The sequence below is a fragment of the Moorena sp. SIOASIH genome, from assembly GCF_010671925.1.
Classification (GTDB): domain Bacteria; phylum Cyanobacteriota; class Cyanobacteriia; order Cyanobacteriales; family Coleofasciculaceae; genus Moorena.
The window spans coordinates 697,152-722,876 of sequence record NZ_JAAHIH010000001.1; the positions used below are offsets into that span (position 1 = coordinate 697,152).

24 protein-coding genes and 1 tRNA gene are annotated in these 25,725 nt (G+C 43.5%); 13 read left to right on the forward strand and 12 right to left on the reverse strand.

The window, feature by feature from the left end:
• Positions 1–590 precede the first annotated feature (590 nt).
• The 3 genes from F6J90_RS03120 to F6J90_RS03130 all read right to left on the reverse strand — a co-directional run bounded on the left by F6J90_RS03120 (position 591) and on the right by F6J90_RS03130 (position 5,292).
• Positions 591–3,818 (reverse strand): peptide cleavage/export ABC transporter, encoded by a 3,228-nt coding sequence (locus tag F6J90_RS03120; protein WP_293091059.1) that lies wholly within the window; start codon positions 3,816–3,818, stop codon positions 591–593.
• A 434-nt stretch (positions 3,819–4,252) separates the two neighbouring features.
• A complete protein-coding gene (locus F6J90_RS03125; protein ID WP_202970472.1) occupies positions 4,253–4,558 on the reverse strand; it encodes a HetP family heterocyst commitment protein in 306 nt (101 codons plus the stop codon).
• A 278-nt stretch (positions 4,559–4,836) separates the two neighbouring features.
• Positions 4,837–5,292, reverse strand: a complete 456-nt coding sequence (locus F6J90_RS03130) for a hypothetical protein (protein ID WP_293091060.1) — start codon at positions 5,290–5,292, stop codon at positions 4,837–4,839.
• 888 nt (positions 5,293–6,180) lie between these two features.
• Between F6J90_RS03130 and F6J90_RS03135 the strand changes: the two genes are divergently transcribed.
• The 3 genes from F6J90_RS03135 to F6J90_RS03145 are packed head-to-tail and all read left to right on the forward strand — an operon-like array spanning position 6,181 to position 7,462.
• Complete coding sequence (locus tag F6J90_RS03135; protein WP_293091061.1) at positions 6,181–6,453, forward strand: hypothetical protein; 273 nt, start codon at positions 6,181–6,183, stop codon at positions 6,451–6,453.
• A gap of 56 nt (positions 6,454–6,509) precedes the next feature.
• Positions 6,510–6,977, forward strand: a complete 468-nt coding sequence (locus F6J90_RS03140; protein ID WP_293091062.1) for a phosphate-starvation-inducible PsiE family protein — start codon at positions 6,510–6,512, stop codon at positions 6,975–6,977.
• A gap of 20 nt (positions 6,978–6,997) precedes the next feature.
• The gene (locus tag F6J90_RS03145) at positions 6,998–7,462 is read left to right on the forward strand and encodes a nitrate reductase associated protein (RefSeq protein WP_293091063.1); all 465 of its coding nucleotides are present in this window, start codon (positions 6,998–7,000) and stop codon (positions 7,460–7,462) included.
• 83 nt (positions 7,463–7,545) lie between these two features.
• Here F6J90_RS03145 and F6J90_RS03150 read toward each other — a convergent pair whose 3' ends face one another.
• The 3 genes from F6J90_RS03150 to F6J90_RS03160 form a co-directional block, all read right to left on the reverse strand.
• A complete protein-coding gene (locus F6J90_RS03150; RefSeq protein ID WP_293091064.1) occupies positions 7,546–8,940 on the reverse strand; it encodes a CBS domain-containing protein in 1,395 nt (464 codons plus the stop codon).
• A 263-nt stretch (positions 8,941–9,203) separates the two neighbouring features.
• Complete coding sequence (locus F6J90_RS03155; protein WP_366513713.1) at positions 9,204–10,418, reverse strand: RNA-guided endonuclease TnpB family protein; 1,215 nt, start codon at positions 10,416–10,418, stop codon at positions 9,204–9,206.
• Positions 10,419–10,892: 474 nt separating this feature from the next.
• Positions 10,893–11,258 carry a recombinase family protein gene (locus F6J90_RS03160; RefSeq protein ID WP_293091065.1) on the reverse strand — a complete coding sequence of 122 codons (366 nt, stop codon included), beginning with the start codon at positions 11,256–11,258 and terminating at the stop codon, positions 10,893–10,895.
• A 208-nt stretch (positions 11,259–11,466) separates the two neighbouring features.
• Here F6J90_RS03160 and trxA point away from each other — a divergent pair, with 208 nt between their 5' ends.
• The 3 genes from trxA to F6J90_RS03175 all read left to right on the forward strand — a co-directional run bounded on the left by trxA (position 11,467) and on the right by F6J90_RS03175 (position 12,956).
• Positions 11,467–11,787, forward strand: a complete 321-nt coding sequence (trxA, locus tag F6J90_RS03165) for a thioredoxin (protein WP_293091066.1) — start codon at positions 11,467–11,469, stop codon at positions 11,785–11,787.
• 101 nt (positions 11,788–11,888) lie between these two features.
• A complete protein-coding gene (locus tag F6J90_RS43395) occupies positions 11,889–12,215 on the forward strand; it encodes a hypothetical protein (protein WP_366513671.1) in 327 nt (108 codons plus the stop codon).
• A gap of 285 nt (positions 12,216–12,500) precedes the next feature.
• Positions 12,501–12,956 (forward strand): CBS domain-containing protein, encoded by a 456-nt coding sequence (locus F6J90_RS03175; protein ID WP_293091067.1) that lies wholly within the window; start codon positions 12,501–12,503, stop codon positions 12,954–12,956.
• Positions 12,957–13,309: 353 nt separating this feature from the next.
• Here the strand turns inward: F6J90_RS03175 and F6J90_RS03180 are convergent, their stop codons facing one another.
• Positions 13,310–15,184 carry a serine/threonine-protein kinase gene (locus F6J90_RS03180; protein ID WP_293091068.1) on the reverse strand — a complete coding sequence of 625 codons (1,875 nt, stop codon included), beginning with the start codon at positions 15,182–15,184 and terminating at the stop codon, positions 13,310–13,312.
• Positions 15,185–15,348: 164 nt separating this feature from the next.
• A complete protein-coding gene (locus F6J90_RS03185; RefSeq protein WP_293091069.1) occupies positions 15,349–15,516 on the reverse strand; it encodes a hypothetical protein in 168 nt (55 codons plus the stop codon).
• Between the two features lie 201 nt (positions 15,517–15,717).
• Between F6J90_RS03185 and F6J90_RS03190 the strand changes: the two genes are divergently transcribed.
• Positions 15,718–16,662 carry a TIGR04168 family protein gene (locus F6J90_RS03190; protein WP_293091070.1) on the forward strand — a complete coding sequence of 315 codons (945 nt, stop codon included), beginning with the start codon at positions 15,718–15,720 and terminating at the stop codon, positions 16,660–16,662.
• Between the two features lie 429 nt (positions 16,663–17,091).
• Positions 17,092–17,176 (forward strand) — tRNA-Ser (locus F6J90_RS03195).
• Between the two features lie 336 nt (positions 17,177–17,512).
• On the opposite strand, the gene F6J90_RS03200 is transcribed toward F6J90_RS03195, so the two are convergent.
• Positions 17,513–18,067: a Dps family protein gene (locus F6J90_RS03200; RefSeq protein ID WP_293091071.1), complete on the reverse strand. Its 555-nt coding sequence runs from the start codon at positions 18,065–18,067 to the stop codon at positions 17,513–17,515.
• A 314-nt stretch (positions 18,068–18,381) separates the two neighbouring features.
• On the opposite strand from F6J90_RS03200, the gene F6J90_RS03205 reads away from it, so the two are divergent.
• The gene (locus F6J90_RS03205) at positions 18,382–18,939 is read left to right on the forward strand and encodes a (2Fe-2S) ferredoxin domain-containing protein (RefSeq protein WP_293091072.1); all 558 of its coding nucleotides are present in this window, start codon (positions 18,382–18,384) and stop codon (positions 18,937–18,939) included.
• A 63-nt stretch (positions 18,940–19,002) separates the two neighbouring features.
• On the opposite strand, the gene F6J90_RS03210 is transcribed toward F6J90_RS03205, so the two are convergent.
• Together F6J90_RS03210 and F6J90_RS03215 are read right to left on the reverse strand one after the other, a co-directional pair.
• Complete coding sequence (locus F6J90_RS03210; RefSeq protein ID WP_366513672.1) at positions 19,003–20,199, reverse strand: T3SS effector HopA1 family protein; 1,197 nt, start codon at positions 20,197–20,199, stop codon at positions 19,003–19,005.
• Positions 20,200–20,312: 113 nt separating this feature from the next.
• Positions 20,313–21,491, reverse strand: a complete 1,179-nt coding sequence (locus F6J90_RS03215) for a phosphotransferase (protein ID WP_293091073.1) — start codon at positions 21,489–21,491, stop codon at positions 20,313–20,315.
• Between the two features lie 616 nt (positions 21,492–22,107).
• Between F6J90_RS03215 and F6J90_RS03220 the strand changes: the two genes are divergently transcribed.
• Positions 22,108–22,290, forward strand: coding sequence for a hypothetical protein (locus F6J90_RS03220; RefSeq protein ID WP_293091074.1), 183 nt, complete (start codon positions 22,108–22,110; stop codon positions 22,288–22,290).
• Between the two features lie 1,068 nt (positions 22,291–23,358).
• On the opposite strand, the gene F6J90_RS03225 is transcribed toward F6J90_RS03220, so the two are convergent.
• Positions 23,359–23,748 (reverse strand): nuclear transport factor 2 family protein, encoded by a 390-nt coding sequence (locus tag F6J90_RS03225; protein ID WP_293091075.1) that lies wholly within the window; start codon positions 23,746–23,748, stop codon positions 23,359–23,361.
• A 121-nt stretch (positions 23,749–23,869) separates the two neighbouring features.
• Between F6J90_RS03225 and F6J90_RS03230 the strand changes: the two genes are divergently transcribed.
• From F6J90_RS03230 to F6J90_RS03240, 3 genes are all read left to right on the forward strand, one after another.
• A complete protein-coding gene (locus F6J90_RS03230; protein ID WP_293091076.1) occupies positions 23,870–24,013 on the forward strand; it encodes a hypothetical protein in 144 nt (47 codons plus the stop codon).
• Between the two features lie 116 nt (positions 24,014–24,129).
• Positions 24,130–24,993, forward strand: a complete 864-nt coding sequence (locus F6J90_RS03235; protein WP_293091840.1) for a Tab2/Atab2 family RNA-binding protein — start codon at positions 24,130–24,132, stop codon at positions 24,991–24,993.
• The gene (locus F6J90_RS03240; protein ID WP_293091077.1) at positions 24,962–25,159 is read left to right on the forward strand and encodes a hypothetical protein; all 198 of its coding nucleotides are present in this window, start codon (positions 24,962–24,964) and stop codon (positions 25,157–25,159) included. Before F6J90_RS03235 ends, F6J90_RS03240 begins: the two co-directional genes overlap by 32 nt.
• Positions 25,160–25,725: the final 566 nt, after the last annotated feature.

A 25,725-nucleotide genomic window follows, 5' to 3' on the forward strand; every position in this document is an offset into this window, starting at 1 on the left:
TTAAGTAGCCGTCGGTCGGTCAAACCTCTTGGCTGAGCACGCTGTGAGGTGTGGACTTGAGCAGGACTGACCTTAGGGTTAGGCTCTCCAAGTTACCTCCGTCTCACCTTTGGTGGGGTGCATGGGAGTGAATTAAACAAAGGAATTGGAATTTAACTCTGCCGCAGTGTGCATCATGGGGGATTCTCAGGGGATTCTAAACGGTTGTTACGAGATGGGTGTGGAGCCATATCTGAACACGTTTTTCTCCCCTTCTATTCTCACAGCGCTTTTCCACTTTTCTGATAAAAGATCAATTTCATCTGAGTATGTTGCTAAATTGGCAGATTTTTGGCAGCTTTTTACAAAGCTTGACATAGTGATAGCTAGCTTCAAATTTCATTTGTCCTTAGTCATTAGTCCTTTTCACATCACTGTGTTGCCAAATTGGCAAATTTTTACATAGTTTGATATAGTGATAGGTAGCTTCAAATTTTCTTAGTCATTAGTCCTTTGTGGCTAACCACGGTCTGTTGGTATTTACAAATGACTAATGACTAAATAACTAATAACTAATAACTAATGACTAATCAGCACTTGTTAACGATCTATTAAAGATCTAGCTGCTGCTGCGCTAGATGATAGTAAAGACCTTGACGATCCATGAGTTCCTCATGGTTGCCTTTCTCGACCAGAACACCTCGGTCTAGGACAAGGATGCAGTCAGCATTGCGCACTGTAGAGAGGCGGTGGGCGATGATGAAGGTAGTGCGATCGCGACTAATGCGAGCTAAGTTTTGTTGAAAGCGGCGCTCGGATTCTGTATCTAGAGAGCTAGTCGCTTCATCCAGAATCAGAATCTTGGGGTTGCCCAATAGGGCTCGGGCTATGGCAATCCTTTGTCGTTGTCCACCAGAAAGGGTAGAGCCTCGCTCTCCTACTTTTGTATTATATCCCAAAGTCATACCTTGAATAAAGGCATGGGCTTCTGCTAGTTTGGCTACCTCTACGGCTTGATCGAGGCTGAAATCTGGTCGGTAGAGAGTGATATTTTCGACAATTGTCCCCGAGAACAAGAAACATTCTTGGGGTACCACACCCATTTGAGAACGCAAGGATTGGGGGGAAATATGGCGGATATCGTGTCCATCTATCAAAATACGACCATTAGTCGGATGATAGAGACCTTGGAGTAGCTTCACCAAGGTACTCTTGCCCGAGCCACTGCGCCCCACTAGAGCAATGGTTTCTCCAGCCCTAATATCTAGGGAAATATTCTGTAGGATATTGCGATCCTCATCCTCCGAGTATCGGAAGGTAACATCTTCCAATATTACATCACCCTTAATCTCAGGTAGAACCAGCATCGGTTCTTGAGGATTCTCCTCTGGCTTAGCAGATAAGACATCATTCAGCCGTTCTACAGACACCAAGATTTCTTGAAACTCATCCCAAAGATTCACTAGAGCCAAAATTGGACCAGTCACTCGGCCAATGAGCATATTAAACGCGACATACTGACCGATAGTAAGCTGCTCACTAATTACTAAGCTAGCGCCAAACCAAAGTAAAGCGGTGCTGCTGAGAGTATTAATTAGAGAACTAATTGACCCCAACCCGTTCGCTAGGTTTCTACCTTTAAATTGTACATTCAACTGATTGGTGAGGCGATCTTCCCAGCGCCAGCGCACTTCTTGTTCTGAAGCCGCCGTTTTTACAGTAGCAACCCCTGACATCATTTCCACTAACATAGAATTTTGTTGAGCTGCTTCTTTAAAAATTTCCCTGGACACCTGGCGTAGAAAGGGACTGGCAATCACAGTCAAGATGGCGATGGGTAAAATCGTTGCCAGCACCAGCAAGGTTAAGCGCCAATTGTAGTAGAGCATCAGTCCAATATAGACAAACACCATCACCACATCTAGCCAAGTAGCAATAGCTTGCTGAGTTATAAAACCCTGAATTTTTCCAGTTTCCTGAATTCGGGTCAGGATATCCCCCACCTGGCGGGATTCAAAAAACTTCAGGGGTAAGGTCAGGGTATGGTTTATGAACCCACTGATGAAGGTGAGACTAAGCCGATTAGAAAAATAGTCGAGCAAGTAGCGTCTGGTTAGACTAACCCCAATTGTCCAAAGGCCAAAGATGATTAGACCAATGGAGAAGACATTGAGAGTGACAAGGCTTCTGTTGATAATCACCCGGTCAAGAATGATCTGGGTAAATAGGGGAGTAATCAGACCAAAAACCTGAAGGATGAGGGTAGCCAGGATAATTTGCAGCAGAACTGAGCGATGGGGCCATAGCAACCCCCAAAACGGCCCTAGAGAACGTTTGTCGCTGGGAATCACTGCTAGTTGGGGAGTTGGATCCAAGAGCATGGCATACCCAGTCCAACCTTGGAGAAAGTCTTTGCGAGGAAGCGATCGCTTCCCCACTGCTGGATCAGCAACGAGTACCTTATTACCCTTTACCTGGTAGACAACAATATAGTGATCTCCTTGCCAGTGAGCAATCCAAGGATTACTCCGATCCGCTAAGCGACCTAAAGAAGCCCTGACTGGACTAGCTTGAAACCCTAAACTTTCCGCTGCTTTAGCTAAACCTTTGAGGGATGAACCAGAACGACCCACTCCCGCCAGTTCCCGCAGGGAGTTGAGAGCAAACCTTTTGCCCCAATACTGCCCAATCATGGCTAAGCAGGCAGCACCACAATCGGAGGAAGATTGCTGCTCAATAAAAGGATAGCGCTGCCAAAACCTTAGGAATCTCCAACCTTGCTTTGCTGGTTTGGGAAAATCAAAGCTTTCTGACTGACTCGGTTCTTTTGGCGTTTGTTGCTTAGGAGGTTCTAAAACTCGCCGAGTCGGTCGTGCTCTAGTCTGGTTTGGATGTGGTGACGGAGTATGGGTCTTGTTAACTAGGCGTTGATGGGATGGAGATTTACCGTCACCATTTTTAGCAGTTTGCCTGTTCTCCTGATCCGGTGACTCGGTGGAGTTATCCAAAACTGGTGCGATCGCGCAAGCCGCTTGCCAATGCTCTTGAGGCAGCTGGTAAAGCAATACATCAGTTTGGGCAATCCAATTTGTTGGTACTGACATCGGATATCCCCAACTTTCTCCGATGCTAGGAAATGGGGCAGAGGAATTTTCCTCTGTTCCTTCTGGCGTTCCCATTTGACCACTACGTAGCCAGCAATGCCCAGCTTGGGAACAGGACACCAGAGACTCCCCAGCCTCAATTCGTGTTTCTACGATGTAGGGCAACAGTTGATTTAGGGTAACACCGTTAAGCGTACGCAATTTGGTCAAAGTCTTGAAGAAAATTAGGCATTGCCGGTGCTGGGCTTGTTTCCCCAGGATTTCCGACCACTTTGGCAACCGTTCCAACCAAGGCAAGAGTTGATTTAGCGAAATACGAGCAACTTGTCCTGAACTCGCTGCGATCGCTCTGTAAGGATAGGATAGACTACCTAAGAGATCATAGGCACCAAAGGTTTCCCCTTCTTCGAGTACCTGTATGGAAACCTCCCGCTGTTTTTCAGCATCAAAGCCTAGTAGTCGTATCCGCCCCTGACAAACTAGGTAAAGATATTGGTGGTCTTGTTCAATCTGAACAGAATCTTGGGATAGCTCTGGTCTAGTATAGGCAAGGATTTTATCCCCTAACTGGAATTGCTCAAGGTCAAATGATTGACTAAATTCATAGTTGAGCTTTGGATCGACTGAGTCTAGGGTCAAGCTTTGAAGCACCACTGATAAATTGCTAGCAGGGTCTGGGTTGATAGAAGACGGTGGTTTCCCAGGCTCTGCCGAATCCCTGATTATATTCTTCATATGTTAAACATTGAAAATTGATTTTTAACAATTAACCATTTACAATTAACCATTTACAATTAACTACATTTAGTTATCTAATAGCCTAGTTTTTGTCAAGTCACTAACCGACTCTTTACCAATAATTCACAAAAACTTCACCAAAACTTTAAGTAAACTTCATTGAAACTTTAAATTCCCCCTATAGCATCTGGTGTAAAGTAAACCCATAAGGGTTGGGGATAGGGAGATAGGAGGTCAAGTCTGAGCCAGCTCATTAAGCCAATAGATGTCAGCTGGATGTAAGCAGATAGCGCGGTTGATGCGAGTGGAGTTCAACAGATTAAACGGGAAGACGTTGAAAACTAGGCTCTGCATCAATAATCCATCAAACTGACCAAGGCAGGCGGTTAAGTTCAGACTTGATCAATCTCCCAAATTTCCCGCTTAGCTGACTAGACCTTACTAACAACCTTTGATTGTGATACAGGGGTTTTGCCAACTGGATGCTTACCAGCTTGACTATTTTCTTTGATTAACCGATTGTAGGTTCGGTAAGGGATGTAATGGAGGGGGTTGTAGCCAGAAAAACGCAGAACTAACACACAAGCCCAAGAATACTTGCCTGCGATGATAGCTTCTACGACCTGGTTAAGCTGCTCATTAGTCATGACTTGTTCAGAGCTCGTAGAGGTTGACGTTGGTTGAGATGTTCTACTAGTTGATGGTCTACTAGTTATTGAAAGCAATTTTTTTGCCATGGTAGTCACCCAGAATTAACGACATCTTGTAATGGTCTATACCCAACTGGCAAAGGGAAGTTGCCAGTTCACCGGGGTAATAATTAAGCCTTGGAACCGGTTTTGGATTATTGCAATTTATCCACATAGCTGACTATGGGCTTTTAGCTCATAGCGCTTTGTCTAAACTCTGTATAAACACGCTTTGTATAAACGCGCTTTGCGCGTACAAACTAGCGTGGGGGACAATAACAAACTCTCAACCCAAGGATTAATCGGTGGCATCTGTTGAGGCTGACTCACTCAACAGATGCCACCATGATCATTGGCCACAATGGATTTAACAACTGCTGGACTAGAACCGACTTTAGTTTGAGATCGATTACCAATCTAAATACTTGCCAGTGGGGTTGAGTTTTCCCAATCAGCCCCATAGGAGTCCCTTGCACTGCGGGCAGCTGATTAATTGCAGTTATGTCAAAGAAGACTTTCAAGAGATTGAACATCCCTTGCAGTAAGCTGATTTGCCCCTTTTCTGCTCCCACCGAGACTGATACGTTTGACGATAGCACATCATTCCGGAAATAGCTGCTATCCTGTTCAATGCCTTCAGTGCCAACACCAGTGTCGGAGGTGTCAGATTTAAGAACCCTCAGCAATCGGTTCGAGATAGTTAACCCACAGCACTGCCAGGGATGGCTAGGGTCCTCAGTGGGATTTAAACCTACTGCTTTCAGGTTCAATTTGCTAAGCACCCCTGAAAAGCTCTTAGTAACAAGCTGGATTAGAGAATGCGGCGATGGCTTCCGCTTTCCTAATGGTATGTTCATGAGTCTGTTGGATGATTTTTTCAAAGTTGATGCTGTTGTGACACCTAATGTGACACCTAATTTTTCACAATACCAGAGGCTTGCCTACATAGACTAAGCGCAGATGTAGTGAAAGATTGATCCTATTTCAGGCACCCGCAACAACAAATACAAACCCTCTTTAAATTCCTCTGTCTTTAGACAGAAAGCTTTTATGTTGTCTGGAGTAAATCCCCAAACACCTAGACACCGAAACAAATGAGCACCTGAATTTACAAATATTCTAGAGTTTTTATCTAGAGTTTCTGTGTGGCTAAATGCTGAGCTGAGCGCTTTGAGTATATCTACTCAGCCTTAGCTCCATAAAGTCTAGCCTGAAGTAGTTACAAGTTCTATTAAAAAAGCTGGCCGAGTGAGCTGAAACAATAAAATCACTACCTTGAGCATAGTTACCCTCTTTGATTCTTTCAAAAAAGACAAATCCAAAATTGGATTGGTTTGGCTGTAAGGTTGATGAAGTTATATTTCACGCCGATGATCTTGAACGTGAAACTTTGTTCATCTACAAAAGGAAATCTAGTAAATTCAAGGGGTAATTGTCAAGCGAAAACTCACATTTCTTTTCTACATTCACATTTTTTTCATATTTTTTTCACAAAATTACCAAATTTACGCAAATTTCACACAATCTTCACGTAATCTTGAGTAAGCTGACATGGAAATCTAGGACCTATATGTCACCCTCCTCAACCTAAAGGGAACTTTAATGAAATCTTTACTATATGTTTACTAAATCTTGCTCCACCCCCAATGTAAATTTTTGTGACAAATATCATGGTCAATCTGCCCCCTCTGTCCCCTCTTCGGGTCTATTCTCCCTCTAGGGTTACTGAACTAAGGAACTCCGTCAAGTTTAGTCGGGTCAGTGACCAATTCCTAATTCCCAATTCCCAATTACCAATTCCCCTCAATCATTGCATGAATCAGCAACGGCCTCCCTCTTGCCGATCGTCTTGGCTTTATGACGTCATAGAGATTGTGATAGTTGAACAAGGGGGGTGGCATCAGGGAAAGGCAACCACAACATTGACTCATCTGTTAGGTTAATACCCCGTCGAAGTGTTAAAATCAACCATCATCTGTCTTTTTACTAACCTATTCCTATGAGGCGGTTAAGACAACTCTTCCAAAAACTTAGAAATGCAGGCAAAGATGAGAATTTTTTATACGGGCTAAATCTGTTCGAGGGTTTTGTTTCCAAAGTTCTCTCTTTGGTGATGGTGGTGGTAATATTGGTGGCACTTAGTAGCCTAGTTATTTCACTAGTTAAAGAAATAACCAATCCAGAAGCAATAGTTTTGAGCAAAACACTTTTCAAAATATTTGGACTGTTTCTAAATATTCTCATTGCACTAGAAATTTTAGAGAATATAACCGCTTATCTGCGAAAACATGTTATTCAACTTGAGTTAGTTGTTGTTACGTCTTTAATTGCAGTTGCCCGTAAAATCATTATTCTTGACCTTAAAACAACTTCTGGAAGCCAGGTAATTGGATTAGCAATTGCCATTATATCTCTATCAATTAGTTACTGGATTATACGGAGTACTAGCATAAGAAAACATTATTAATGAATAAGTTTGAGAAGATTATGACTAATTTTTTCCAATTTGAAGCCGATTTTGTGGATTCCTTACGCTGTATTCCTATGCAAGTCCGGATGAAATTAGACACTTGCGGCATCAAACTTAAACTGAGCCACTGGCATCAGTTTAATCAACAGGAGCGTCAGCAACTGGTAGAGATACCCTGCACTACGACCGAGTCAATCCAAAAGTATGGAGACTATGTTCAACACCTAGTTATAAACTATACAGGAAAACCGGCTTCTAATTTACCTGTTGATCCCCAAGCTCCCTGGATGAATTCTCAGCTCATTCCAGCTACCGTGGCGGAAAAAGCTATGGAATTTGGAGTCGTAGTAACTACTCAACAGTGGGCAGCACTAACTCCTATCCAACGTTTTGCCCTGATTAAACTGACGCGCCCTAGTCATGAAAACAAAAACTTTTTACCAGCACTCAAGGAATTCCAATTAGTTGTTGTTGACAGTTAACCTACCCGATAAGGGAAGCATCAGGGGAACACCCTTTAAAAAACTCAGAGCAAGTCAAATATGCCGATTAAATCTCGATTACCTTAACTGCTAGAAGTACCTAGCTGATCTACCACGACCTGATCCCGACAAGACTGGTTTTGGGCTTTCTGTATTATCTCTCGCATTTGATCAACATTATCTAAGGCTGAATTAAGCTGGCTTTGACGTAATTCTGAGGATAGGTTAGATTGGTTAAGTAGGTTCTCTAGAATAGCTTGAATAGTGTTGAGCAGGATACACAGTTGATAATCTTGACTGGTACCCAAGTTACTTTTGGGATATTTGAAAGCCTCACACTGTTGGGAATGATTTAATCCTTGAGCCTCTATCGGTTGTGACAAAATCACTGTTAGTTCTCTGTTTTCGTCTCTGTTTTGGTCTCTGTTGGGTGGCTCTGATTTATGATTAAACATATCTCCTGATAAAGCGATCGCATTTTCTGGCACCTCCCCAGACTGCTCACCAGGGGTAATGGCTTTGTGGGATTTGTTAACGGATTCTTTGGCTGGGTCTAATTGCTCAACGGTTTGCTGCAATGTCTCCACAATGCCATACATTTCCATTGGGTCAAACACTCGCAGCAGGGTGGTTTGGGTGACAATACCGATTCCTTGACCCCAATTCCAAGACACCACCAATCGCCGCACACGACGCTTTTGCATTTCCTGATGAGCTGTCCATAGAGAATCTTCAGGACTCAGCAGAAATAGAGGTGTACTCATGACATCCTGAGCCTGGACTTTAGACAAATTCAGCTTGAGAGACTGAAATTGGACAATATCCCGCTCTGTGACAATCCCCACTGGCATACAGCTATCCTCTCCATGGTCGGAGGTAATGACCACACAACTAACTCGGTGCTTATTCATGAGTCGGGCTAAACTCAATACTGAGACAGTTGGAAGGGCATTAACCACCTGAGGGGTCATCACTTCTGATACCCGCCGTAACTTCAGCAGATTGGCTGGTCGCAATACCTGGCGAATTCGCTCTGGTGAAACAACACCCACGAGCTGACCGTGATCATCCACAATTGGTAAGTGGCGAATCCGATACCGACGAAATAGGAATAAGGCGGCAAAGATATCCCGACAAGCAGTTTGAGGAAACGTAATCACAGGCTGTGCCATGAATTCAGCTACTGTTACCTCTTCAAAGTTAATTCCATTAGCTGTTAGCCGGACAATATCCCGCTCAGTAAAGATTCCCAGCAACTGGTCTGAGTGCATTACCAAAACGCAGCTAGACCGTGGCTCACGAATGCTGAGCTGGTCTGATGGTGAGTATAAATTGGGCAATGAACAACTTTTGCCTCCCTCCTTACTCATCAAAGCAATTATGTCTATTAGGAGAGTATCAGGAGCAACGATCAAAGGCTGATGGTCAATTGCTTCTTCTAGGGCTGGGGCGCAGATAAGTCGATCGTTGAGTTGCATAATTAATTTGATGGGTGAAATTCCGTGACCTACAACCGCCGCCAACCGCTACAAACTATGGCGCTGGTGTATTTACTCAGACTGCTCAGTCAAGGATTTTTAGTCTGTCTGCGAATGGGATTGGCTTCATTCTTGCCAGCAGTTGCGCGATGAAGCGTTCGCGTAGCGTGGCCTACGGCCTCAGCTTCCGCGCTTGTGCGAACGCATATCCTTGACATCCTCCCGCCACTAAGCTACCGCGCTTTGTGGGGGATTCCCAAACCTCACGATTTAGGTTTCTGTTTCCTTCCCGTTTCGGCAAAGCCGACACTACGCGAACGGGATTTTCGCAACTGCCCTTCAACCTTATGGTTGTCAGGTCTTATGTTCGCTCCACAGACTGACACGGCAAGTCCTGCCGCCAAAATATTCTGACTCGCGTTGATATCACGGTCATGGATAATCCCACATTCAGGACACTTCCACTCCCTAATATCCAACGGCATTTTATCAACGATATGCCCACAGTTCCCACATCTTTTAGAACTAGGAAACCATCGGTCAATCTTAATTAAGTCTCGACCATACCACTGGCATTTGTAATCCAGTTGTCTAGTTAATTCCCCCCAACTAGCGTCGCTAATAGCAAGGGCAAGTTTATGGTTCTTAACCATGTTTTTTATAGCTAAATCCTCAACGACAATCGTTTGGTTTTCGCGTACCAGTTGAGTAGTCAGCTTATGCAAAAAGTCTTTACGGGTATCAGTTATGTGTCCATGTACTTTAGCTACTTTTAGTCTAGCTTTTTGTCGGTTTTTAGAACCTTTCTTCTTGCGAGACAGGACTTTTTGAACACGTCTTAATTTCTTGTGTAACCCCTTAAAGTGCTTGGGATTAGTAATCTTTTCTCCGTCACTAGTAGCGATCAAGCTATTTATTCCCACATCCAAACCGATAGACTTATCAGTTTTTGGCAAAGGCTTAATAGTATGGTCATCTACCAGAATAGATACATACCAACGTCCTCTAGCATCCAACTTGACAGTAATAGTAGAAGGAGTGCAATTTTCAGGTATTTGTCTACTCCATCGGATTGGCAAGTGCTCAGAGCATTTAGCTAAAAATACTTGCCCATTCTTCCAACGGAAAGCCGACTTAGTAAATTCAGCACTACCGCCATTATGTTTCTTTTTGAAATTGGGATATTTAGCACGTCCTGCCCAGAAATTCGCAAATGCTTTTTTAAGGTTCCTCAAGCCTTGTTGAAGCGGTACACAGCTAACCTCATTAAGGAAACTAAGCTCTTCTTGCTTTTTCCAACTTGTTAGCATTGAGGATGTTTGTGCATACCCAACTCGTTCTTGATTCTCATACCAAGCTTGAGTCCTAGCAGCTAAAGCCATGTTGTAAACCAACCGAGTACAACCCAGTGTCCGTCGCAAGAGAGTTTCTTGCTCGGTCGTTGGGTAAAAGCGATAGCGATAGGCACGTTGAATCATACTCACATTATACACCACTTATTGTGAAGTCATACAAAGCGAGCAGGGCGGCGAATCCTGCTCACCGTTAAGCTTCGCGCTTAACGGGAGTCTCCACGCCGAAGATAGATGAACTGCTTAATCATAAAGACAAAACCCATCAAGATACTGGTAACCCTGGGTTTTGTAGAGGGATGTTACGGACAAATCCCGCAAATCCAGAAATAATATGCACATAACTTCTATAAAGGTATATAATAAATAGATGTTACAGCAAAATCATCTTTAACCCTTATATGACATAGCTTTTGGCTTTCAGAGGTTGCCAGGGAGACTGGGACTTTCGCCATATGGGCTTAGGGGCAAATAATTAGGCATTGCTGACCTAGCTTGGCAATTGTCCGATGGGATTGTCCTATGGAATTGTCCGATCAGCTTCCCTGGCTTATCTAACTTTCTGTTTAAGGTGTTCTAACTACTTTACCAGCTCGGAGTTTACTCTTTTAAGTTCCCTTGACTGGGGTTTTGAGGCAAAGTAGACACCCTAGGGGTTCTACCGTATAGCCGGTCTAAAACCCGCTTAACCGAGATCCGTTTCCACTGCTGACCACGCTTGGTTGTATAGCCCTGTTGATTGAGCCAGTTAGCAATTTGTTGTAATGACTTGCCCGATTTATGGTGACGGCGAATTAACTCAATTACATGCTGTTCTTGGGGATCATCCACCAACTCACCATTTAGGGCCCGTTGACCGAAGGCCGGTGAACCATAACCTGCATAGCCACCCATAGTTGCCTTCGCTTGTCTACCTTGGTTTAGCCTTTCGATCAGGCTATCCCATTCCAATTCCTCAGCAGCCATAACTTAATGCATCAAGCAACTTCATACAACCATGGTAAACCAAACTATAGCCTTAGCCATCCTGGTTATTACAGCTATTCAAACCGATTAACCGCCCCTCTTTTTAAGGGAAGATAACAGGGGTAACCATGTTGACTGTTGTTGACTGTTTACCGTTGATCGTTGACTATAAGTTTGTGGTAGTTTTGAAAAATTTAAGGAATATATCATGAGTACAGTGGCTTACATCAAAGACAGTGAATTTGATTCAATTTTAACCTCTGAAGTACCAGTAGTCGTTGATTTTACAGCCCCTTGGTGTGGTCCATGTCGTAAAATTAGTCCTTTAATGGAACAACTTGCTGAAGAATACAAAGATCGCGTTCAGGTAGTAAAAATCGATATTGACGCCGACAAAGCTACTGCAAAAAAATACAGTATCCGCAGTATTCCTGCTGTGCTTATTTTTAAGGGCGGTGAGCTGGTAGAAAATATTGTGGGAGTTGCTCCGTATGATAAATTTACTGACGCAATTGAAAAGCAACTTTAGGTTTAATTAAAAACCGAAAAATTTTCCAAAATTTCTGTATTCTGAGTTTAATTCTGACTTATTTCCTTCAAGCAATGACCTGTAAATGAGGAGAATCGGCAATGGAGACAACTCAATCAGTCCGATGTCCCAACTGTGGGAATATGGCTCAACGTCACTACTTAATCGGTTCTCAAGCATCACATTATGCTTGTGCTGGAGACCAGGTCACCAAAACTGAATGCCCAGTTTGTGACTATTTAATGGTGATGTGTTCTGTAAGCGGTAATGTGATTGAAGCTTACGCACCAGGTAGACAAGTTATGGCTAATTCCGGCAAATTTACCGAAGTAGTGCACAGAGAAAGTCCTGCTCTTATAGAAGTAGGGATGAATCGCCGCAACAGGTTAGTGGCTAGTAGGAAATATCAATTAACTACTGTAGGCTAAAAAAAGATAGACTAAAAAAGAGCTGCTATCTCCTACTAAGTACCTTTACCAGCCATCCTTCGGGAGAAAGCCGTGGGGATGAAATTCATACCTCCATTGTTGATTCACCTCACTACCTGACAATTGTTTGTTGAGTTTTATAAAAAATCAGGACTTAGGCAAAACTGGGTACCAAAATATAGAAAATTTCTAGAAAATATATAAGTAGTAGGATGTGTTATTAACGCACCTTAAAGAGACAGTTACTGCGTAAGTCCTGGAAATATTTTCACGGAGATAGTAATTATGATGAAAGCTGAACAGATTATGACCACAGACGTAGTCACCATTAGCGGCTCAGCAACAATTGCTGAAGCTGTGAAGCTAATGAAGGATAAGGGACTGCGTGCTCTGATTGTGGAACGCCGCCATGATGATGACCCCTACGGAATTGTGACCGAGACAGACATAATCTACAAAGTAGCGGCCTACGGTAAAGACCCAAAGGAAATGCGTGTCTATGAGATTATGACCAAACCCTGTATTGTGGTGAATCCTGAGTTGGGTGTGGAATATGTAGCGCGATTGTTTGCCAATACCCGTACCCGTAGAGCTCCAGTCGTAAAGAGCAAATTACTGGGTATTATTTCCATCAGCGATATCCTTAAAAAGAGTGATTTCGTGGAGAAGCCAAAAAGCAATTTTGAGCTTTACTGCGAAGAAAATCCCAGCGCACTAGAGGCGCGGATTTATGATGATTAATCTAGGTTGAAGATTCAACTATAGCGGTTCTTATATTAATGAGGTACACAGGATTTTTTACCTATTCACTATTCTCTGTACCGAAGTTCACTAAAATCAAAAACTTGTGTACCTCAACTATTTGATAAATGCTATAATGTTAGTGAAATTAAACGAATATTATTCAAATATAGAGACTTGTTAGGCTAGATATCTACAGACGTAAATAGACAATATTTTTTTGGTGGTAATAAGTATGTGATGGATAATCGTTAAATAATTATTAATTAATAATTACCAATTATCCATTACCAGAGAAAAACTATGATGATTAGTCAACCAGATTTGATCTGATTAACTAAAAGGTGGTTTGACTATCGAGTATACTGCTGAATTTTGGCTTGAGCTCTGGGATAGGCGGAGGTACCTTCAGGAATTTGTTTCAAATAATCCAAAGCCTTAGTGTAGTTGTTCAAAACAGCTTGATTATCAGCCATCTTTAAGAGATAGTTAGCCCTAATTTCCTGCTTAGCGGTATAGTCAACAATTTTTTCCTGAGCCTTAGGATAGGCATCGGTATGTTTAGGAACTTTTTTCAAATATACCAATGCACCGGTAAAGTCTTGCTGAGCGGCTCGATTGTAAGCCTGCTGAAGAAGAAAGTTCGCTTTGATGTTTCGCTTTTGAGTGTACTCAGGAACTTTTTCTTGAATTGTAGCGTAGGCTTTTGTTCCCTTTGGGATTTGTTTAAATGTGTTGAGTGCACCGGTAAAGTCTCTCTCGATAGCCTGCTTATAAGCTTGCTCTAGTAACTGGTAAGCTTCCTGCTCAAGATTGGCTTGAGCTTGGCTGACCATAGGTTCTATTTGCTGTTGCCAGAAGACAATATTAGGAATCTGGCTAGCCTGCTCAACTACCTCTAGCCACTTCTGTTGGTCAAAGGCGGTTTTGATCAGGGGGAATAGGGCTTTGGCATCTTGCCAATCTTTTTTCCACTGAGCGATCGCATTTTGAGCATCCTGATAGTCTTCACTATCTTCCGGAATCGATTTTACCAGGTTCAGTGCTGCTTCTAAATCTCCTTCCTGGTACTTTTGCTCAGCCTGTGCTAGCTTAGTTTCTGCCTGGTTGGGAGTCTTGAGTAAAAAGTAGCCTCCAGCTACGACTAGTAAGGCTAGATATGTGGAAACTCCGATTGCGGTGAGATTAAGTCCACTAGCCCTTCTTTTAGGAATAGTAGGCACATAGGGAAAATCAGTTTCCTCTGTTTCCTCTGTTTCCTCTGTTTCCTCGGTTTGAAGAGTCTCTGGTTCAATTGGCTCAAGCAGAGTATCGTCAGTTTTTTCTTTGTAGGGGTTTGGGGATGTTGGTGGTGCTGGGGACATTGGTAAGTTTATAGATGGTTTAGAACTAGTTAAGGAATGGAGTGCCTCCAAAACCTGATCAGCAGACTGGTAACGGTCTTTGAAGTAATAGCGCACCATCTGCTGAATAATGGCAGCGAAATCTTTAGTGACTGTGGCGTAGTCCTGCCAAAGGGCTTCTCCGGTTAATGGGTCTTCTTCTAGCTGTATGGGTTTGAGTCCTGTGAGTGCCTCAATGCCAATCATCCCTACAGCATATAGGTCACTACAGGGACGAGGTTTACCCAGAACCTGCTCTGTTGGTATATACCCGAATGCTCCCAAAGCCGCTATGGCACTAAATTGAACACCAACTAATGGTGTCCGCACCTGCTTAATACCGCTAAAGTCAGTTAAAACTAATTTGCTATCTTCTGATCGTCTGATCAGATTGTCTGGCTTGATATCACCATGAATCACCCCTTGGCGATGGACAAATGCCAAAATTTCTAAAACCTCTTGTAGCAGATTGATTACTCTGCTTTCAGTCCAAGGTTGATTGAGTTCCTCACTCAGGGGTCGTCCAGGGATGAAATCTTGAACTATGTAGAAGCTATGGTCAATTTCTAGGCAATCTAAAATTTTGCCAACTTGGTCATGCTGACAGATAATCTCCAAAATTTTAGTTTCACGACGAAATATATCTTTTGCAGCTTGCCAGCAGTCAGGGTCATCACTAACAGGACGGAATTGTCTAACAATACATTGGGGATTTCCCGGTCGGTAAGTGTCTAGCGCAATATAAGTTTGACCCCAGCTCACACTTTTAAGGATGTCAATAACTTGATAACGTCCATTGATTAACTGTTCTGGTCCTGCCCCTGGGCTAAACGCTAGTCTAGACATACGCTTCTTACTAACCGCTTACGTTGATGTTTCCTGTGAAAGTGTTCATGGTGCTTCACAGCAAGGAGAGGAATAGGCCGAAGGTGCCGAAGAATGGAACAATGGAAGAATAAAGTATTTCTGATCTCCGTGATCTGAGCTATTTCCCCTATCTGCCCGTCAGACTAGATACTATTGAGCAGATTAAACAGCCCTAAGGGGGGACAGAGAGTAGAGACGGTAGAATTTGCCACCGGTGCGCTTTCCGTGATGGCGAGGGATTGCTCGCCATCACGGGTCGCACCGCATAGTTTCAGATCAGCCATCACGAATACCTCAGTACCGTTAGACACTCCTCAAGGAAAGTTACACTTAATCTATTCTTCAGGCACCAAATGCTCGATCCGGAACCTAAGAAACACTGCTGTGCAAAGGGGTGATCGGATAATAGGATAATGGGATAATGGGGTGATATGTAGTATTCTTTTTTGGATTTCATATTACTGTTGGTCCTTTTGCCTTTATGCTGGAGAAGGGGCGATAGTAACACAAGCATGACCATTCATCAAAAACAATCAATCCAAATTGCCGTTGTTGGGGACATTCATCAACTGTGGGAAGCGGAAGATGCTATAGCTCTTGAGCAGTTGGGTGTGGATCTGGTCTTATTTGTCGGGGATTTCGGCAATGAGGCGGTGGATATAGTCCAGATGATTGCTGCTATTGACCTACCCAAGGCAGTGATTATGGGAAACCATGATGCTTGGTATACTGCCTCGGAATGGGGGAGGAAAAAGTGTCCTTATGACCATGAAGTAGAAGATAGGGTACAGCAACAGTTGGACCTACTGGGGTCAACCCATGTGGGTTATGGTTACCTTGACTTCCCAGATTTGAATCTCTCTGTAGTTGGTGCTCGCCCTTACAGTTGGGGCGGGCAGACTTGGCGAAATAAGAAGTTTTACAGGCAACAGTATGGGATTAATAGCTTTTCTGAATCCGTTGAGCGCATTGTAGCAGCAGCGGGTAGTGCGGCTTACGAAACGGTAATCTTGATCGGTCATAATGGTCCGACGGGACTAGGTGATCAAGCAGAAGCTCCCTGTGGTAAAGACTGGTATCCTGCTGGTGGTGATCATGGGGACCCGGATTTGGAAGATGCGATCGCAAAAACCTATGCCTTGGGTAAAAACATTCCCTTAGTCACCTTTGGTCATATGCACCACATCCTAAAGCACACCAAAGACCGACTACGAACCATGATTGTTACTAGTCCGGAAGGGACTGTATACTTAAATGCAGCTAGTGTCCCTCGAATTATCCAAACCGATACAGACCGATTGCGGAATTTTTCGATAGTGTCTCTCAAAGGCGGTATAGTGGATCAAGTCTCCCTGGTCTGGGTGGGTAAGGATTACTCAGTAGTATCTGAAGAATTACTTTACCAAAAATTTTGGTCTAAAGCCCCGTCCTTACAGGACGGGTTTGTGTTAAGATAAAGACATAACGAAAAAATATTCTAGATAAACAGGATCTTGAATAAGTAGACAGTGTAAAAAACCTGTTTTGAGATAATCAGGTTGCACAATCAAGTCTAACGATTTGGGAGTCTATGAAGGTCTAAGATCCCAAAAAAATGTTTATCTAAATTTGTTAATTAGTTTAGGTACGGTGGGGCACACCGAAACCTAGGTCATAGACCAAATACGCTTGGGTCGAGGAGACCTCTATTTTTCCTGGCTTCGGCCTGGTTAAACAAGTCCCCCCGTTGTTCGCGTAGCGTGGCCATAGGCCAAGCAAGAATCCCCGTCCTTCCAGGGCGGGGAGTGTCAACAGGCTTCTGAAGCGTTGCTGGTATAAAACAAAGTTTTTAACTGGCTAGAAATAGTCGCCATCCGAGCCCACGGATTGTTAATATAGATTTGCCTGGAGAGGTGGCAGAGTGGTCGATTGCACTCGACTTGAAATCGAGCGAGCCGAAAGGCTCCGGGAGTTCGAATCTCCCCCTCTCCGTTTTATAGTTTATATTTGTTCACAGTTGAGACTTGAGGGTTGACGGTCAACCCTCAAATTTTTTTTCTTGATGCAAAGGGCGAGTCAGAAAGTAGGTTTAAGTTGATGTAGTTGATGTAGGGTGGGCAGTGGATCAGACAGATAATCAAGCTTGCAAAGCACGTTGGTAGGCACTGCCCACCCTAAGATTGATGACAATGGTGCAAGTACTCAGTTGATGTAGGGTGGGCAGTGGATCAGACAGATAATCAAGCTTGCAAAGCACGTTGGTAGGCACTGCCCACCCTACGATTCTACGATTCATGATAATGGTGCAAGATCTCAGTTTAAGTAGGTTTAGTTTCCTCCATTGCCGATAAATCCCAGGACTAGGCTGTCCGGAGCAAGGAAATGACTCAAGTGATAAGCTCGCTCTTCAGTTTTGAGCAAGATTTTCTCATAGAGATAGCGGGTGCCACGATCGCCCAGGCTTTCTGCTTGAGCGGCTTGACTGCGTACTAACTGAATGATTGACTGCTCAGCTGCCAAGTCATGCTCTACCATCTGGCGAGAGTTGTAAACTCCATCAGATTCAGGAGTGAAGCAGCACAATTCAGCTAATTTGGTAAAACTAGCGGCTGGAATTCCTCCTAGTCCATTCAAACGCTCTCCTAAGTCATGGACATGATCCTCAGCATCCTCGTAGCTTTCTTCAAAGAATTTATGCAAGGAGTAAAATTCTGCTCCTTCCACAACAAAGTGGTGCTTTTGATATTGCAGGTACAACCCTTGGAAGCTGGCTAAAGCAATGTTTAATCCTTCACAAACAGGGGTGGTAACGTTTTTTTCCAGCAAAATTGGATTGTCAGCAATTTCACCAAAGGAGCGTAGTAGACCCTGAGTTGTAGACATAATAGTGTTCTCCTCTTGTTCTCATTAAGTGTGGCTTATTGCCAAGCCTTTAAGTAGGCTAACACATATCATCTTATTTAATCTAGACTCCCAAATGTCGCTAATAACACAATTTTTAACTTTTTAAGAAGCTCTATTGACGATTATTTGTGATAGATTAGTTGAGAGAGATTTTCTATTAGTCACGACTCCGTGAACTGGATTGGTTTTGGCAAAATCTGCTTAAACCCAGCACATTATAAAGATTAAGTCCACAAAAATGGCAATTTTTAAGGTTGATTAAAGAAAAACAGTTTTCCTAGAGGTAAATAACTATGTCTAAGTTGAAACAGCCAGTCTCAGAGTTTAGTGTAGTAGGACAGTTATTAGACTTTGTCATTAAGGATGGCTATAAAATCAAGTACTTAAGAATTACTGTTTCAGATATCGAATATTGGATTAAGTTATCTAAACCTCTCAGAAAGAGCTTGGATCCAGCCATTATCCCTGGGGCATGGATTGAGGTGAGTGGCACCAGCAAACTAAAGCTCAAAACTGGAAAACTGAAACTGAAAGCCTATGAGGTGAGCCTTGCTGCTCCCCCCCACCACCAGCCAACAACTGTTTTGGGAACCAAAACTCCCAGCCGGAAAGCGAGTATTTTAGTTTGTCAGAAATCCAGTTGTCGGAAACGCGGGGGTCAAGCGGTCTGTAATGCGATCGCATCGAGTTTAAAGGACCATGGCTTAGAAGACCAAGTCAAGATTAAAGAAACTGGCTGCCTCAAACAGTGCAAACATGGCCCCAACCTGGTGATGATGCCAGACAAAGCTCGCTACAGCCAAGTGGCTCCCCAGCAAATTCCGACCCTGATCGAACGACACTTTGTGTGACATACTCCCACACTGATGCACACATTGACTGCTAACGCAGTACAGTTGGGCGACCGGGGAGTGTCAAATTTTTCGATAAATATCTTCTGAGTTAGCGTTCAAGTAGGGACGCCGCAACTCAATCCCAAACTGAGAAAACTGTTGTTGTATAGAGTTCATCCGACCTTCGGGAGAATCGTTACCGTTTTGCCAAACTTCTAGTAAGCCATTAGCAACCATTTGCCAACGGTTCATCCCGAAACTTTCTTCAGCCGTAAATTTATGGACTGGTTCCTCTGAGAGAGCCAGTCCTGGTGCTAGCTGCTTGGTAAATAGAGGTACTTCCATCTCAAAATGGGATTGGTGTTGAGCATAAACACTCTCAAGGATGGGATGGACTGTGTCATAATTGCTCTTCTCAAAGCAGAGAACCCCTGAATCGTAGCGGTCGTAGTTAGCGGGGTCATCTACCACCTTAAAGGTAAAGGGAATGGTAATTTCATTAAGTTGCTCGGTGATCCCTCTCATCACAGCAACTGCACCTTCGGGACTGAGATTAAAATAGACGTTCACTATCTGGTTGTCACGATCTCCAATCTTCTGATTGACTGGACCAGCATTGACTGAACCAGCATTACCAACTGCGACATAGAATCCGTGTTCAACTAGATTAGGAGGCATTCGGATAGTGACTAAGCTACCGACAGTAGCAGATTGAGCCGCTGGTGGTAAGTAATACTGAGGTCTGATGTGCAAGGTCAGACCATTCTTGTGTACAGCCAACTTGCCATCACTCTCCTCCCTGATTACCAACCAACCTGGTTCAAAGTAACCAGTCCCAGTATTATTTTCGTACAGCTGCTGGTAAAACTCCAGGTTCAGCCCCATCACAGTATTGTTTTCTAAATTTGGGTGAAGCGGTAACTCAGTTGAATTGGCTTCGGCTGATTCTGTGGCTTTATCCAAACCGTTGTCATAGATGTCGTACAGAAAACTGAGCAGTTGCAGGCTCAGATACTTATTCTGGATCTCCACAGGTAGTTGCTGAACCCGGTCTAGCATCTCAGCTGAAAGTTCCAGAGGTTTGTAATCTGGATGACTAATACAGAAGTTAGGTTGAATCTGAAGGTTGCTAACGATGTCTTCTAGAATATCCAGCTCTCGCGCAACAGCAGAATCAGGAGAAGAATCAGGTAGTTGATTTCGCAGAGAATTTAGTAATGGCATCATGAACCAGTTGGGACTCAAAATACTCAGACCAATTGTCGTGTCGGCCTGCAACAAATTTTTCCTTCCTTTTGTAGGACTTACGACGTTTAGTTGGTTTTGCCCCCCTAACCCCCCAAATCTGGGGGGGACAAAGTCACGAAAGTCCCCCAATTAGAGAAAGGGGATTAGGCGGGAATCGGGCTAAGACCAGTTAATTGAGAGGCTGTTGTCCCAAAAACAATGGGGATTGAATCGTCCGGATTGCATAACAAACGCTTAGCCACCTGAACCATACAGACTCCTGTGTTACCAAAGATTTCCCGGTACTCGATCCTTGTCTGAATTTTTTCAATCAAGATAAAACCAGTAAATTGTATCACTCGTTTCAAAAAATCAGGACTACGCTGAAGTATTTCTGGAAAGTAATCAAAATAAGCGTTAGTTAGAGCAACAAGGCTTGGTTGAATTACCTCAAGGGGAATTTTAGCTAAGCGTAAAGCAGTTTGAACATCAATACTTCTGTTAACCGTTAAGCTACTTAGCCAAATGGTTAGGTAGTTAGCAATAATCGTAGCTAAATCAAATGCTGGATCTGACCAAGTGAACCTCTCCCAATCAATCATTCGCAGGATATTTGTACCTTCAGGCTGGTGGTTTGAGAGGGTTTGCTCCCACTCAAGCTGGACTAAAACGTTGCTGAGCTTAAGGTCATTGTGGGTCAAACAGCAAGGCTGCCAAGCTCTGTTAAGTTCTGCGATCGCTTGCCCTATGCTCTCATGGCGCTGATAAAGTTTAAAGAATTCAATCCCATCTGCACAAAATATCGCAAAAATTTCTGGTCCAATTCCTTCTAGCCCATGAAGCAAGTTAGGGGCTTTGTCAAGGAACTCTTTTCCATGGGAGGCAAAGAAGTTTTTATATTCGTGACGGTCTAGAGTGGTGCGATGGATTGTAGCAATACTAGCTCCGAGCTGGGCTGCGATCCCAGTGGGAAAAACCTCCTTTTGATCATAAAAATCTGTTAAGTCGCAATAGTCATTGAGATAGTTAAAAACAATAATAGAGCAACTGGGATCAAAATGAATTGGCTCCGATATTAGGGGACGAATGGGGCTCAGTTCTGGAAATTTTTGTAAAAATTCCTGAATTCGCCATTCGTTATGCAACTCACCTAAGGTGTTTCCTTCTCGATTATGAGGCTCTTGTTTAACCAAAAGATGGCGACCATTGGAAAAACTGACTAGCAAATTAAAGTTTTTACAGGATATTGGTTTAATCTGGATTTTATCTTGATATGTTGGCTTACAAAGCCCCTGTTCAACTAGATAATCTAAAACGTTTTGAGAGCTTAATAAAAATGTCATTATAATTCTCAATATTACCGGGTGCTAAACCCAGTAATAGCCTCAACTATTGCTTAGACACGGCTGATGGAATCGTAAGCTATCAGCTATCAGCGATTAGCGCTACGCGCACGCTACTTGAGGTGCTATCAGCGATTAGCGCTACGCGCACGCTACTTGAGGTGCTATCAGCTAATGCGCGTAGCGCAATCGGTGCTTTTGAATACAAGAGGTAAGCATTCTTTTAATCTGAGTTAAGTCCCAGCGTCGTTCGCACAGCGTGGCCAAAGGCCAAAGCCTGTTCTACGCGAACGAGGTTTATTTTAAGCTGAAGGCTGACCGCTGACTGCTGAATGCTTACATGGTATCAAACCCTTATCATCAGTTATTGTCAGGCATTTTGGGAGTCAGTAATTACGCAGTTAATCTACCTGTAGGGTGTGTTATTAACGCACCCTACTAGTTATCGAGTTTGGTGCCCAGGTTTGCGTAAGTTTTGGGAGGAAAATGTCCCCAGCATCTGACTCCTAAAATCCCTATCCCCCAGTAATGAAAAGGACTTTATCCATTTACTCAGGGGAACTGAACTCTATAGGGACTAATGCACTGGTCTACAATTGTGTGGAAAGAAACCGGGATGTGGAAAGAAAAAGCCACCTTTGCTGGGTTTGAACCGGCTGGGTTTGAACCGGCTGGATTTGGAGCGGCTGGGTTTGAACCGGCTGGTTTTAAAACCCTTGCTACTTTTACTGCCAAAGAAAAAGCCACCCTTGTTTTTTTTGCCGCCGCCTTCTATACCCTTGAGTTCATCTTCGGTTAGATCTTTCATGAACTCATGGAATCCTTCAGACTCCGAAAACAGAGCTGAACCAGCAGGAGGCAGATCAGAAATTGAGAAGTTACTCATGTTACAATCTCCAATAGTAGACAATTGGGGAAAATAAGCACTTCTATTAATTAGCTACTATGTTGCCTGCGACTAGGTTTTGTTAATAGGTAATAGTCAATGGGACATCAGGCATCGTAATCCAACTACCAATGACCAATTACCAATGATCAATTACCAATTAAGCATCTCATTATTTTCGCTAATTCATATTACATGCCTATTTTCCGGCGAATTCAGATCAAGTCCGGTTAATCACGTCCAGAATAGTCCTTTGATTTTTGGCTTACTGTAAGTAATAGATGATGGATAATCTTAAACTACGAATTACCAATGACGAATTCCCAATTTTCAATTGCCACCATCAGGGATCTTTATGATTATTGAACCGGACTTCCGATGATCTGTGTTTTTGGGACTTTCATAATTTAGCTAGATAAGTTATGGCGATGTCGCCACTTTGGCGCTAATTTACAAAAATTCATCAAGATTGACGCTTTGGTAATTGGTAATTGGTAATTAGTAATTAGTAATTAGCTTGGTTCATGTAGGGTGGGCAGTGCAGCAGACAGATAATGAAGCTTGCAAAGCGCGTTGGTAGGCACTGCCCACCCTACGATTAATGACAATGGTGCAAGATCTTAGTTTGGTAATTGGTAATTAGTAATTGGTAATTAGTAATTAGTAATTGGTAATTAGTAATTGGAATTACTCCCTCGACCTTAGAGGTTGTCTGAGAAGTCTCATTTGCTACACCAAGCCCCCGTTAGTCCCCCAAGCGAGCAATCCCTCGCTTGGGGGACTTTTACCAGCAAATTGATTCTTGTTCCCCCCAGAATTGGGGGGCTAGGGGGGCAAAATTGAATATCAAAAAACTTTTCAGATATCCTCTTACCCATTACCAAAAAAAACAACGACAACTATAGCAAAGGGAACAGCGGATCACCGGAACAGGTAACAGAGAACAGGTAACAGAGAATAGGGAAGTCGAACTGGTGAAGTTTAGCCCATCAGTGGACTGCCGTGATGATGCACCAAATACCAAGAGCCAGCCATAAGCTCAAACATATTGGTTGCTATGGATTCTGCCTCAATCCTTCTACCCTTGCTCACTTGCAACACTTTTTCTAGCACTACAACGTAGGCCAGAGTCTCCCTGACCTCAGTAGCAATAATCTCTGGTTCAATTTCCAGGTATTGGGTATTCTTAAATATCATTTCCCAAGATGAGCGAATGTCCCGCCAACCTTTGATTACATCACGTCCAGGGTGAATACAAAGACTACCAGTGCCTTGAGACCAGACCTTACTCATGGCTTCAATGTCCTTTTTCTCAAAAGCTCGATAAAAAGCTGTGTTGGCAGCTAAAACCTCTGTGCGATCGCTACTCATAATTTTTTGTTGACTTTCACAATTGTGAATAGATTTAATTATATATAGTGAAATCGGATTAATCACATGTAAGCATTAAGCGGTCAGCGGTCAGCGGTCAGCGGTCAGTAGTCAGTGGTCAGTGATCAGTAGTCAGTGGTCAGTGGTCAGTGGTCAGTGGTCAGTGGTCAGTGGTCAGTGGTCAGCGGTCAGTGGTCAGTGGTCAGTGGTCAGTGGTCAGTGGTCAGCTGATTTTATTCAAAAGCTGAAAGCTGATAGCTCATAGCTAATAACTGATAGCTAATAACTAATAGCTAATAACTGATAGCTAATAACTGATAGCTGACGGATTGCGCTCTTGGAGCCGTATCATAAATATGGGTGAGATTATCTTATGGTGGCATGGAAACAATTTGGGAACTCGATTTTTACTCCCGCCCAATTTTGGACGAAAATCAGAAGAAACTTTGGGAAGTCTTAATTTGCGAGAGTCCTTTGGACATCAACCTCTCACCTGAGACACTGTTTCAATACGCTAGTTGGTGTCCCAACCAGCAGGTGAATTCAATTTGGTTGGGGCAGGCTTTGGCAGATGCGATCGCAAAAGCTCAACAGCCACCAACCAAGATTCGCTTCTTTCGGCGTCAGATGAACAATATGATTACCAAAGCCTGTAATGAGCTTAATATTCCAGCTCAACCCAGCCGTCGCACCTATGCTTTGGAGCGATGGTTAAAACAAAGGATAGAGGACTTTTATCCCAATCAACCAGGCTATGACCCCGCAGCCGCTGCTTCCTCATTTGTCCGTTATCAATCCCCCATCCCGAAACCATTACCCGATGCCTTGCAGGGACAGAAGTGGGCAGTTGTAAGTCTACAAGCCGCTGCCTTTGAGGAAATGAATGAGTGGGAGATTGACTTTGGTGAAGCCTTCCCGGTCTCGATCATGGACATTGCCCAAGAAACCCCCATTCCCGGTCTGATTATATTTTCCCAACGAGCCAAACCCCTAGCCGCATGGATGTCAGGCTTGGAGCTATCCTTTGTCAGACTTGACACTAGCGATGATACGCCAAGGTTGTTACTGGAAACTGGTGCCAATGATAGCTGGATTATCGCTAACCTGACCAAATCCCAAATTCTGGCAGAGGCAAAAAGCTTTGAAGAAGCAAAGCAGAAAGCTAATCTTGTCCATTTTCTGGCCGTACAATCGAGTCCAACTTCAGAACGGTTTGCTGGATTTTGGCTATGCCGGGAGTTATAAGACAAGGCAAAAGGCAACAGGCAACAGGCAACAGGCAACAGGCAAAAGGCAACAGGCAACAGGCAACAGGCAAAAGGCAAAAGGCAAAAGGCAAAAGGCAAAAATGAATTGTGAGAATTTTGGTTCCCTACTCCCTACTCCCTACTCCCTACAAAAGAACCCGTAGAACAATAACCTGTTCTACGGGTCCTGAAAGTACTGGCGCAGCTGCCCAGTCAAAGCTACCAGCAGCATTACTCGTATTACACTAGGCTGCCCCAGGCTGGAGTGTTACCCAGCCAATGGCAGCACGCACTGACCAAATAACTGATTGTATTCGCTTATAGCCGGGCACAGGCACGCGCTGGGATAACCAAGGGGATTGATATCCTTTGTACATGGACCCAGAGGTATTGCTTGAATTGAACATGAACTTTTAACCGAGATAGCGTCAAATCCCCGGCTAGTTGCCTGATAAATGTCGTCGATCAAGCAATACCCGACATTTGCGTCATATTCATATCCATCCGGGCACGCGCAAATACTACTATTGCCGCAGGGGTTGTAATCCTGAGTACAAATGCTATCAGGAGCTATAACGGCTGGCATCTCTTGGGCGATTGCTGCAGGGGAGACCATCAAAAATAGCTGCACTGCCATCAAGAATGCGAAGATCGCTTTTAAGGGTCTGAAAAATCTTTTCATGTTTTTTCGTTTTTTATCTCAACTATATATAGATATATCAGATATATC